The organism is Streptomyces sp. NPDC104226 (genome assembly GCF_055584085.1).
This window is the reverse complement of record NZ_JBVJMS010000005.1, coordinates 528,126-539,907: the sequence shown is the minus strand read 5'-3', so window position 1 is coordinate 539,907 and position 11,782 is coordinate 528,126. Positions and strand designations below refer to the sequence as shown.

Genomic DNA, 11,782 nt, shown 5'->3' with positions numbered 1-11,782 from the left:
GTGCGGAGGAAAGGTGAAGGATTTCGGCTCTGAGGGTATACAGCGTTCCCGGCCGGGGGTGAGGGGATGCGCTCAACCGTTGTACGGTCGCAGCCCGGCCGGGCGCCGCGGGCTCATTCGGGCCGGACCGTGCCGTCCGACAGACCGTCGTACAGGCCCTGGACGAGCTGCTCCCCGAGCCGCGCGGCCAGCCTCAACGCGTCCTCGAACTCGGCCAGCGCCCGGAACCGTGCCCCGTACACCTCCTGCTCGGCCCGTGGCAGCCGGGGCAGTTCGAGGCGGCGCACGTCGAGCCGGGTCGTGGTGGAGGCGTGACTGCTGGCGCGGCGGTTGTTGGCGGTGGCGCGCAGGAACCCGGCCACGAACCAGGGGTCCAGTGCGGCCTGGTCGGGCCGCAGCAGCTGCAGGCCCCGGCCGAGCGCCGCCCCGGCGGTGGCCTCGTCGACCACGCGGGCCACGCCGGCGCCCCCGGTGAGGGGGACGACCACGTCACCGGGTGCGGTCAGCAGGGGCTGCTCCGCGGCGGCGGCCAGGGTGCCGGAGGGGCCGGTGCCGGCGCTCACGTCGTACTCGGTCAGGACGGGGGCCCGGCCCGCGCCGGTGCCCGTGCCCGTGTGGAGGAGCAGGGCTCCGGCGCGGGCGAGCTCGCCGACCGTGGTCAGCGGCAGTCGGGCCGGCACTGCGGCGGGCCGGTCCTTCGCGTCGGCGGGCGGGGTGGGCGGAGCGGGCGGGGTGAGCCGGGCCGCGCGGGTCAGCGTGGAGTCCAGCCGGTCCCGTACGGCGGCCAGCTCGGCCGGGCCGCCGCCCGCGGCGGGCGGCGGCAGGTGGCGGGCCGGGGTCAGGTCCACGTCGTCGTCGAGCAGGTCCACGACGGGCACCACGCGGCGCACGCCCGGGACGTCCGCCGCGTCCGGGCCCCGGCCGCCGCGCTCGTACGCCGTCCAGGCCTCCTCCACCGCGCTGTGAACGGCGGCCCACCCGGCCCGCCCCGGGCCCGGCCCCTGCCCCTCGGTGCCGAGGGCGGCGGTGTCCACGAGGAGCAGCCCCGCGGGGGGCGCGGCCTGCGGGGCGGGCCTGCGCAGCACCCACAGGTGCAGCGGGATCCCGTACGGGGGCGCGGCGCCGGCCGGGAGGGCGACGACGGCCCGCAGCGCGCCCCGGCGCAGCAGGTCGGCCCGGATCCGGCGGCCGGAGCGGCGGGCCGCGGCGGCGGGCGGCATGAGGAGGACGGCGGTGCCGCCCTCGCGCAGGTGGGCCAGGGCGTGCTGGACCCAGGCGAGTTCGGATTCCGCGCGGGCCGGCAGTCCGTACTCCCAGCGCGGGTCGTAGGCCAGCTCTTCGTGGCCCCAGTTGCGTTCGTTGAACGGCGGGTGGCAGAGCACGGCGTCGACCGGTTCGGCGGCGGGCCGTGCGAAGGCGTCGGCGCGCAGGCTGTCGGCGGCGGCGGCGCGGACCGGCGCGTCCGACTGCAGGGCGAGGCGCAGGGCGGCGAGGGAGGCCAGCTCGGGCGAACTGTCCTGCGCGTAGCGGGTGGTGGCCCCGGGGAGGGCCCGCAGCAGGGTGCCGGTGCCGCAGGCCGGGTCCAGGACGGTGAAGGGTGCGGGGCCGGCGGCGCCGGTGGCGGGGGCGGCGAGGGCGGCCATGAGGACGGCGAGGCCGTCCGGAGTGAGCGTGTACTGGCGGGGGTTGGCTTCGAGGTGGCGGCCGAGCAGGAACTCGAAGGCTCCCCTGGTGCCGAGTTCGGCGGCGAGGTCGGCCGCGGCCCGCAGGAAGGGCACCGAGGCGGCCGGGAGCGGGGCGGTGGCTCCGAGCGGGTGCGCGGGCCCGAACCGCAGGGCGAGCACCCGGTCGAGGGCGGGCGCCAGCAGGGTGGCCATCCGCTCGTCGGAGACGGCCGCGGCTTCCAGCCACTCCCTGGGCCGGTCGCGTACGAGGAGCAGCGCGCTCCCGGCTTTGACGAGCGCGGCCACGGAGCCGCCGGGGTGGGCGGTCACGTACTGCCAGACGCGCTCGCGCAGCGGGACTTCGGCGAGCTTGCCCTGGGTCCGGAGCCAGTCGGTGACCTCCGCGAGGGCGAAGGAGGGGCTGGTCTCGGTGCCGCCGACGGGGCGGGGGAAGTCGGGGTGGCGGCGGCGCCAGTTGCTCACGGCGGCGCGGCCGACTCCGGCGAGGCGGGCGATCTCCGCGGCGGTGACCTCGGGGGCGGCTTCGGGGGCGGCAGGGTCTTCGGGGGCGGTAGGGCCTATGGGGGCTGTGGGGGTGGCTGGGGCCTCGGTGGGGGGCTTCTGCTCCGGCATGTGCGCGAGCATACCGCTGCAAAGAGGAGAGACCCATTCACAGTGTGAATTTAACAGCCCCTCAAAAACTCGTTGACTCGGTTCACAGGCTCTGCTGTGATGATCACACCGAACAGGTCGTCAGATCAGGCAGGAGCCACACATGTCCCGGACCACACGCACCAGTTGGACCGCCCGCACCGCCCGCACGAAGGTCCTGACGGGCTGTGGAGCGGCCATCGCCCTCGTGGCGCTCAGCGCGTGCAGCGGCACGGACACCGCCGCCGACAAGGGCGCCGACGCGGCCGCCTCGAAGCCCGCGGCGGCGAGCAGCGGCAGCGCCCCGGCCCCCGACGCGGGCAAGGCCAAGTCGGCCATCAAGGGCAGCGGCACCTTCCAGGTCGGCTCCGACGTCCAGCCGGGCCTCTACCGCTCGACGGGCAACAAGGCCGACGACAACTGCTACTGGGAGCGCGCCAAGGACTCCAAGGGCGAGGCGGAGTCGATCATCGACAACGCCAACGCCGTGGGCTCCACGTACGTGGCCATCGTCGCCACCGACAAGATCTTCAAGACCGAGGGCTGCAAGGGCTGGGAGCTCGTCGACCCGAAGGCCACGGGCACCCCGAAGGCCGAGATGTCCGGCAAGGCCGGCATGCTCAAGGTCGGCGTCGACGTCGCCCCGGGCACCTACAAGTCCGCGGGCTCCACCGAGGACGGCACCGGCTGCTACTGGGAGCGCACCAAGGACGCGTCCGGCAGCGTCGACACGATCATCGCGAACGAGAACCCCGAGGGGCAGGCCGTCGTAACGATCGAGGCCGGGGACGGCTTCTTCACGACCGTCGACTGCCAGGACTGGAAGAAGGCCTGACCACAGGCCTGATGCAGGGGGTGGTCCGGGCCCGACCCACGAGGTGGCCCAGGACCTGATGCAGGGGGGTGTTCCGGGCCCGGCCCACAGGGCGGCCCGGGACCCGATCCGGGGGTGGATCAGCGGAGCCGTTCCGGCAGGCGGGTGGGGTTGCCCCCGGTCGGCAGGCGCTCCCCGGGACAGCCGGTCAGGACGCGCTTCATCGCGTCGCGCTCACCGGCCGTGATCCACAGACCGTACTTCTGCTTGACCGCGATCTGGGCCGCGACGTAGCGGCAGCGGTACCCGCGATCGGGCGGGAGCCAGGTGGCCGCGTCACCGTCCCCCTTCTTGCGGTTGGCCGCGGCGTCGACCGCCAGCAGGTTCAGCGGATCGTTGGCGAAGGCGATGCGCTTGCCCTTGTCCCAGCCGCCGGCTCCCTTCTGCCAGGCGTCGGAGAGGGCCACGATGTGGTCGATGTCCACACCGGTGCGGCCCCGTTCGTGCGTGATGCGGGCCCCGGTGTAGGGGTCCTTCTCCAGTACCCCGGTCAGCACCTTGCAGCCGTCCTCGAAGGTGGTCCGGGCGAGGTCCCGCTTGAGGATGTCCTCGCGGGTCCCGCAGCCGCTGCCGTCCGTGTCCGGCCAGCCCTTGCCGAACCGCTCGCGCGCGTACCCCGTCTTCGGCGCCCGCCCCTTGACCGCGAGCCCGTCCACCGAGGCCAGGGCCACCGGGCCGTTGGCCGGCCCGGGCGCGTTCGCACCCGCACCGGCGCCGGACCCGGGGAGCGCCGTACAGCCGGAGAGGGCGACGGCGGAGGCGAGCAGCAGGGCGGGAAACAGCAGGTGGGGACGCATGGGACAAGATCATAAACTCCAGGGCATTACGGGACGTTCCGACGCTCCAGCGAGCGAACCGACCCAAACGGGCGTAGCGTCGCAAACGGGATGAACGGAAGGAGCCCGAGCATGGGGATTTTCGACAGGTTCAAGGACAAGGGCAAGGACATCTCCGACAACCTCGAACAAGAGATCAACGACAAGACCGGCAACAAGTACGCCGACCAAGTCGACAAGGCACAGCAGCAGATGGAAGAGAAGCTCGGCATCGACGACGACCCGAACAAGTAACCCAGCGGGAACGCGAACGACCGCGACCGGGGACCGGAAGGTTCCCGCCGCGGCCGTCGCTGTGTCTGCTTCGCCGTGCCTGCGTCGCCGTGTCTGCGGGCCCTGCCTGCGGGCCGCGCCTACGAGCCCGCCTACGAGCCGAGGATCGTGGCGAGGAACTCCCCGGTCCAGCCCAGCAGTTCCCGTCCGACCAGCGGCTTCCCGCCCACCCGGGCGGTCTTCGGCCGCGGCACCAGCACCTGCGAGGCGGCCGGCTTGATCACCGAGCCCGGGTAGAGCCGCTTCAGCCGCAGCTCCTGCGATTCGCGCAACTCCACCGGGCCGAAGCGGATGTTGGGCCCCTGGAGGGTGATGTCGCCGACCCCGCAGGCACGGGCGAGCATCCGCAGTCCGGCCACCAGCAGCAGGTTCTCCACCGGCTCCGGCAGCTTGCCGTAGCGGTCGGTGAGCTCCTCGCGGACCGCCTTGACGTCCTCCTCGGAGTTGGCCGCCGCGATGGACCGGTACGCCTGGAGGCGCAGCCGCTCGCCCGGCGCGTAGTCGTGCGGAACGTGCGCGTCGACCGGCAGCTCGATCTTGACCTCCAGCGGCGGCTCCTCCTCCACTCCGCCCTCGACGGCCGACCGGTAGTCGGCCACGGCCTCGCCGACCATCCGGATGTAGAGGTCGAAGCCGACGCCCGCGATGTGGCCGGACTGTTCGCCGCCGAGCAGGTTGCCCGCGCCGCGGATCTCCAGGTCCTTCATCGCCACGTACATGCCCGCGCCCATCTCGGTGTGCTGGGCGATCGTCGCGAGCCGCTCGTGCGCCGTCTCGGTCAGCGGCTTCTCCGGCGGGTACAGGAAGTACGCGTACCCGCGCTCGCGGCCACGGCCCACGCGGCCGCGCAGCTGGTGGAGCTGGGAGAGGCCGAAGTTGTCGCCGCGCTCGACGATGAGGGTGTTGGCGTTGGAGATGTCGATGCCCGACTCGACGATCGTCGTCGAGACCAGGACGTCGAACTTCTTCTCCCAGAAGTCCACCACGACCTGTTCCAGGGCCTGTTCGGACATCTGGCCGTGCGCCGTCGCGATGCGCGCCTCGGGCACGATCTCGCGGAGCTTGGCGGCCGCCCGGTCGATGGACTCGACCCGGTTGTGGATGTAGAAGCACTGGCCCTCGCGGAGCAGCTCGCGGCGGATCGCGGCGCCGATCTGCTTCTCCTCGTAGGGGCCGACGAAGGTCAGGACCGGGTGGCGCTCCTCGGGCGGGGTGGTGATCGTGGACATCTCGCGGATGCCGGTCACCGCCATCTCCAGGGTGCGCGGGATGGGGGTCGCGGACATCGTCAGCACGTCGACGTTGGCGCGCAGCTTCTTGAGCTGCTCCTTGTGCTCGACGCCGAACCGCTGCTCCTCGTCGACGATGACCAGGCCCAGGTCCTTGAACTTGGTCTCCTGCGAGAACAGCCGGTGCGTGCCGATGACGATGTCGACGGAGCCCTCCTTCAGCCCCTCCAGCGTCGCCTTCGACTCGGTGTCGGTCTGGAAGCGGGACAGCGCCTTCACCTTGACCGGGAACTGCGCGTACCGCTCGGAGAAGGTGCCGAAGTGCTGCTGCACCAGCAACGTGGTCGGGACGAGGACGGCGACCTGCTTGCCGTCCTGGACCGCCTTGAAGGCCGCGCGCACGGCGATCTCGGTCTTGCCGTAGCCGACGTCGCCGCAGATCAGGCGGTCCATGGGGACCGACTTCTCCATGTCCTCCTTCACCTCGGCGATGGTGGTGAGCTGGTCGGGGGTCTCCGCGTACGGGAAGGCGTCCTCCAGCTCGCGCTGCCAGGGGGTGTCCGGGCCGAAGGTGTGGCCGGGGGCCGCCATGCGGGCGCTGTAGAGCTTGATGAGGTCGGCGGCGATCTCCTTGACCGCCTTCTTCGCGCGCGCCTTGGTCTTGGTCCAGTCGGCGCCGCCGAGCCGGTGCAGGGTCGGGGCCTCGCCGCCGACGTACTTGGTGACCTGCTCCAGCTGGTCGGTGGGGATGTAGAGGCGGTCGCCGGGCTGGCCGCGCTTGGCCGGCGCGTACTCGACGAGCAGGTACTCGCGGGTGGCGCCCTGCACGGTGCGCTGCACCATCTCGATGTAGCGGCCGACGCCGTGCTGCTCGTGGACGATGTAGTCGCCGACCTCCAGGGTGAGGGGGTCGATCGACTTGCGGCGCCGGGTCGGCATCCGGCCGAGGTCCTTGGTGGCCGTGCGCTGGCCGGTCAGGTCGGTCTCGGTGAGCACGGCGAGCTTGAGGGCCGGGTCGACGAAGCCGTTGTCGAGGGCGCCGCACGAGACGTGGACCAGCGAGGGCTCCAGGGCGGTGACGTCCGCCTCCAGGCGGGCCGCGATGCCCTCCCCGCCGAGCACCTCGACGGTGCGGGCGGCCGGGCCGTGGCCCTCGGTCAGGTAGACGGTGCGCCAGCCGTCGGCGATCCAGGCCTTGGTGTCGGCGAGCGCCCGGGCGGTGTCGCCGCGGTAGGCCTCGGGGGCGTGCATGCCGAGGGTGAGGGTGTCGCTGCCGACGGCCGCGTCCTCGTCCGCGGCGAACGGGGACACCGACCACCACATCATGCCGAGCTCGCGCGCGTGCTCCCGTACGTCGGCGATCCCGCGCAGCGAGGCCGCGCCCACGTCGATGGGGGCCTGGCCGCCGCCTGCGGTGGCGGCCCACGAGGCCATCAGGAACTCCTGCGAGGTCGCCACCAGGTCCGAGGCCCGCGTCCGGACCCGCTCCGGGTCGCAGACCACGGCCATCGCCCCGGCGGGCAGTACGTCGATCAGCAGCTCCATGTCGTCGACCAGGACCGGGGCCAGGGACTCCATACCCTCGACGGCGATCCCCTCAGCGATCTTGTGCAGCAGTTCGCCGAGCTCGGGGTGGAGCTCGGCGAGGGCCGCGGCGCGTTCGCGCACCTCGTCGGTGAGGAGCAGTTCCCGGCAGGGCGGGGCCCACAGGCCGTGCTCGGCGATCTCCAGGGAGCGCTGGTCGGCGACCTTGAAGTACCGGATCTCCTCGACCTCGTCACCCCAGAACTCCACGCGCAGCGGGTGTTCCTCGGTGGGCGGGAACACGTCGAGGATCCCGCCGCGCACCGCGAACTCGCCGCGCTTCTCGACGAGCTCCACGCGGGCGTACGCGGCCGCGGCGAGTGCCTGCGTCACCGCGCCGAGGTCCACGCTCTCGCCCTGGCGCAGGCTCACCGGGACCAGGTCGCCGAGCCCCTTGACCTGCGGCTGGAGCACGGAGCGGATCGGGGCGACGACCACCGAGACCGGTCCTGCGGCGGGGTCGTCCTTGCTCGGGTGCACGAGCCGGCGCAGGACGGCGATCCGGCGGCCCACGGTGTCGCTGCGCGGGCTCAGCCGTTCGTGCGGCAGCGTCTCCCAGGAGGGGTACTCCGCCACCTCGTCGGGCGGCAGCAGGGAGCGCAGCGCGGCGGCGAGGTCCTCGGCCTCCCGCCCGGTGGCGGTGACCGCGAGCACGGTCCGCTCGGTACGGGCGGCCAGCGCGGCGATGGCGAAGGGCCGCGCGGCAGCCGGGCCGACGAGGTCCACGTGCATGCGGTTGCCGTCCCCGGCCGCGGTGACCGCCTCGGCGAGTGCGGGGTCCCGGGTGACGGCGTCGAGCAGTCCGTGCAGGCTCATGAAGGCGGCTTTCCATCCGATGAGGTGCGGCGCGTCCCCGCGGAGCGGCAACGCGAAGGACCCGACACGTCGAACGGGCCGGGGGTTCCCACCCTACGACGCGCCTCCGACACCCGCGCGTGGGATCCGGGTCCCCGTGGGGGTGACGGAGCCGGCGAACGACCGCGGCCCCGCCGCACCCGGGAGGGTGGGGCGGGGCCGGGTCGTTTCCCCCGTACGACCGGCCGGCGACTACTCGCTGGCGATCGCGTTCAGTACGTTCATCCGGCCCGCCCGGAAGGCGGGGACCAGGGCGGCCAGCAGGCCGACCAGGGCGGATCCGGCGAACACTCCGAGGATGGTGGGCCACGGGATCTCGAGGATCTTCATGCCCTCCAGCGCGAGGAGCTGGTGGGCGGTGGCGCCCCAGCCCATGCCCAGGCCGAGGCCCAGCAGGGCGCCGAAGAGGGCGATGACCACGGACTCCAGGCGGATCATGCGGCGGAGCTGGCGGCGGGAGAGGCCGATGGCGCGCATCAGGCCGATCTCGCGGGTCCGCTCGACCACCGAGAGGGCCAGGGTGTTCACCACGCCCAGGACCGCGACGATGATCGCGAGGGCGAGGAGGGCGTAGACCACGTTCAGGAGCTGGCCGACCTGGTCCTTCAGCGCCTGCTTGTAGTCCGTCTGGTTGAGCACCTGGTACTGCGGGTACTCGGCCAGCGCCGACTTGACCGCCGCGTAGGCGGCGTCGTCCTGGCCGTCCTTCGCGGTGGCCAGCACCATGAAGGGCCGGGGCATCTTGTCGGCCGGCAGGTTCGCCTCGGCGACTGCGGTGCTGACGTACTTCATGCCCTTGTCGAGGTTGCTCTCGTCGCTGGTGATCGCCGCGACCTTGAGCTTGACGGTCTTGCCGCCGGTGAAGGCGACCGTCAGCTCGTCACCGAGCTTGACCTGGTGCTTGGCGGCGTACTCGGAGCCCACCGACATCGAGCCCGGCTTGTAGGCGTCCGCGTGCTCGCCCGCGGTCACCTTGCGGCGGACGTCCAGGGCGTACGTGGGGTCCTGGACTCCGAGGCCGTCGGCCTCGGTGGTGCCGTCGGGGGCGGTGATCTTGGTGTCGACCTCCCGGTAGGCGGTGACGTGCGCCAGGCCGGAGGTCTTGCGCAGCGCTTCCTCCGCCTGCGGTACGACCGGCTGCCCGGTCATCGACTGGACGATGAAGTCCGCGCCGACCGACTTGTCGAGCTCGTCGGTGGCCGAGGCCACCATCGAGGAGCCGACCACCGACAGGCAGGCGACCAGCGCGAGGCCGATCATCAGCGCGGCGGCGGTGGCGCCGGTGCGGCGCGGGTTGCGCAGCGCGTTGCGCTCGGCGAGGCGGCCGACGGAGCCGAAGGGCCGCAGGACCGGAGCGGACAGGGCCTTGACCACGACGCCGGCGAGCAGCGGGCCGATCACGATGAACCCGATGAGGGTGAAGAGCACGCCCAGACCGAGCCACTGGGCTCCGGTGCCTGCGGCGTCGGCCGTGGAGGCGAGGTAGAGGCCCGCGGCGCCGATGCCGGTGAGGGTCAGGCCGATGGCGGCGCGGATCCGGCCGGCCTTCTTGTCCCCGGGGGTGCCGGACTCGCGCAGGGCGGCCATCGGGGAGACCTTGCCGGCCCGGCGGGCCGGTATGAAGGCGGAGACGACGGTGACGACGACTCCGAGGACGATGCCGATGACCGGGGTGGTCCAGGCGATGGTGAGGTCCTCGGTGGACAGGCTCATGCCCATCTGGCTCATGAGCTGCATCAGGCCGACGGCCAGGCCGATGCCGGCGCCGACGCCGAGGATCGAGCCGACCACGCCGAGCAGGAAGGCCTCGATGACCACCGACTTGAGCACCTGGCCGCTGTTCGCGCCGATGGCCCGCATCAGGCCGATCTCGCGGGTGCGCTGGGCGACCAGCATCGAGAACGTGTTGAAGATCAGGAAGATCCCGACGAGGAAGGCGATCGCGGCGAAGCCGAGCATCACCCACTTCATGATGTCGAGGAAGTCCATGTTCTTCTTGTTGGCGTCCGCGGCTTCCTTCGCGGTCTGCAGCTTGTAGGTGTCGGCGCCGAGGGCGGAGGCGACGTTCGCCTTGAGCTGGGTGTCGCTCACCCCGTCCTTGGCGGTGACGTTCACGTGGGTGAAGGCGTCCGGGGTGCCGATCAGCTTCTGCTGCGCGGTGGCGGTGTCGAAGTAGACGACGGTCGCACCCGGGTTGGTCACGGTGAAGGCGGCGATGCCGGTGATCTTGGAGCGGATGTCGCCGTTGACGGTGATGGTGCGGATGTCGTCACCGAGCCCCAGGTGGTGCTTCTTCGCCGTGTCGCTGTCGATCATCAGGTCGGTGGGGCCGCGCGGAGCCTGCCCCTCGATGATCTTCATGGACTTCAGTTCGTTCTCGGTCCAGTTGCCCGCGAAGGTCGGGGCGCCCGTGGTCGAGCCGAGGTTCTCGTTCTTGGCGTTGACGACGGTGACCGCCGTCGAGGCCACGCCGCCCTCGGCGGACTTCACGCCCTCGGCCTTCTTCACCTGCTGGACCACCGAGGCGGGCAGCGCCTGCGGCTTGCCGGTGTCGGGGGTCTCCCCGGTCTCCTCGGCCTCCTTGGGGGTGACCGTGACATTGGAGTTGGTGACGGCGAACAGCTTGTCGAAGGTGGTGTTCATGGTGTCCGTGAACACCAGCGTCCCGCAGACGAAGGCCACGGAGAGCAGGACGGCCACGGCGGAGAGCGCCATGCGTCCCTTGTGCGCGAAGAAGTTGCGCCGCGCGGTCTTCATGACGGTCACGACGTCCGCCCACGGGCGTCGAAGTCCTTCATGCGGTCCAGGACCTGGTCGGCGGTGGGCGTGTACATCTCGTCCACGATCCGGCCGTCCGCGAGGAAGATGACGCGGTCCGCGTAGGAGGCGGCGACCGGGTCGTGGGTGACCATGACGATGGTCTGGCCCAGCTCGTTCACCGAACGGCGCAGGAAGCCGAGGACCTCCGCGCCGGCCCGGGAGTCGAGGTTTCCGGTGGGCTCGTCGCCGAAGATGATCTGGGGCCGGGAGGCCAGGGCGCGGGCGACCGCCACGCGCTGCTGCTGGCCGCCGGAGAGCTCGGTCGGACGGTGCTTGAGGCGACCCGCCAGACCCACGGTCTCCACGACCCGGTTCAGCCACTCCGCGTCGGCCTTGCGGCCGGCGATGTCCATGGGGAGGGTGATGTTCTCCAGGGCGTTGAGCGTCGGCAGCAGGTTGAAGGCCTGGAAGATGAAGCCGATCCGGTCGCGGCGCAGCTGCGTGAGCTTCTTGTCCTTCAGACCGGTGATCTCGGTGTCGTCCAGGAAGATCTGGCCGCTCGTGACCGTGTCGAGGCCGGCCAGGCAGTGCATCAGCGTGGACTTGCCGGAGCCCGAGGGCCCCATGATCGCGGTGAACTGGCCGCGGTGGATGTCCACGTCCACCGCGTCGAGGGCGACGACCCGCGTCTCGCCGGAGCCGTAGGCCTTGACGACCTTCCGCGCCCGTGCCGCGACGGCGACATGCCCTCCAGTACCCCCGTGCCTGGTTTCGGTCATAGCCGTTGTCACGGTGTTTCCCCTCGTTCTGCTGCGTCGGTTCGTCGGTTCGTGCGCTGTGATGCGCTTCATTCGAAGTCTGTCGGGAGGGGTTCCGCGGCGCGCTGGTGCCAATCGCCGTATCCATAGGGGTGCTAGCCCTACCCCCCGGACTCCCGCCCTGTAGTGACCAGTTAAGGACGCCCGCGGCCTTTCCTCGTCCTCCCCCGGGACGAAGGGCCCCTGGACCCTTATGAGGACCAACCCCTAGGGGATCTCGCCCGTTGGGACGAGGCGC

Annotated in this window: 7 protein-coding genes; 2 read left to right on the top strand and 5 right to left on the bottom strand. The window is 71.9% G+C overall.

The window, feature by feature from the left end; genetic code table 11:
- Positions 1–113: 113 nt before the first annotated feature.
- On the bottom strand, positions 114–2,297 hold the full coding sequence (locus ACZ60J_RS18875) for an N-6 DNA methylase (RefSeq protein ID WP_469683145.1): 2,184 nt from the start codon (positions 2,295–2,297) through the stop codon (positions 114–116).
- A gap of 142 nt (positions 2,298–2,439) precedes the next feature.
- On the opposite strand from ACZ60J_RS18875, the gene ACZ60J_RS18870 reads away from it, so the two are divergent.
- Entirely contained in the window at positions 2,440–3,150 is a 711-nt protein-coding gene (locus tag ACZ60J_RS18870) for a hypothetical protein (RefSeq protein WP_469683144.1), read from the top strand.
- A gap of 119 nt (positions 3,151–3,269) precedes the next feature.
- On the opposite strand, the gene ACZ60J_RS18865 is transcribed toward ACZ60J_RS18870, so the two are convergent.
- Positions 3,270–3,986 (bottom strand): HNH endonuclease family protein, encoded by a 717-nt coding sequence (locus ACZ60J_RS18865; RefSeq protein ID WP_469683142.1) that lies wholly within the window; start codon positions 3,984–3,986, stop codon positions 3,270–3,272.
- Between the two features lie 111 nt (positions 3,987–4,097).
- On the opposite strand from ACZ60J_RS18865, the gene ACZ60J_RS18860 reads away from it, so the two are divergent.
- Positions 4,098–4,259 carry an Rv0909 family putative TA system antitoxin gene (locus ACZ60J_RS18860; protein WP_469683141.1) on the top strand — a complete coding sequence of 54 codons (162 nt, stop codon included), beginning with the start codon at positions 4,098–4,100 and terminating at the stop codon, positions 4,257–4,259.
- Positions 4,260–4,390: 131 nt separating this feature from the next.
- Here the strand turns inward: ACZ60J_RS18860 and mfd are convergent, their stop codons facing one another.
- From mfd to ACZ60J_RS18845, 3 genes are all read right to left on the bottom strand, one after another.
- The gene (gene mfd / locus ACZ60J_RS18855) at positions 4,391–7,927 is read right to left on the bottom strand and encodes a transcription-repair coupling factor (RefSeq protein WP_469683139.1); all 3,537 of its coding nucleotides are present in this window, start codon (positions 7,925–7,927) and stop codon (positions 4,391–4,393) included.
- Between the two features lie 231 nt (positions 7,928–8,158).
- A complete protein-coding gene (locus tag ACZ60J_RS18850) occupies positions 8,159–10,732 on the bottom strand; it encodes an ABC transporter permease (protein ID WP_469683138.1) in 2,574 nt (857 codons plus the stop codon).
- Complete coding sequence (locus tag ACZ60J_RS18845; RefSeq protein WP_469683136.1) at positions 10,729–11,505, bottom strand: ABC transporter ATP-binding protein; 777 nt, start codon at positions 11,503–11,505, stop codon at positions 10,729–10,731. The genes ACZ60J_RS18850 and ACZ60J_RS18845 overlap by 4 nt, the downstream gene beginning before the upstream one ends.
- Positions 11,506–11,782 lie beyond the last annotated feature (277 nt).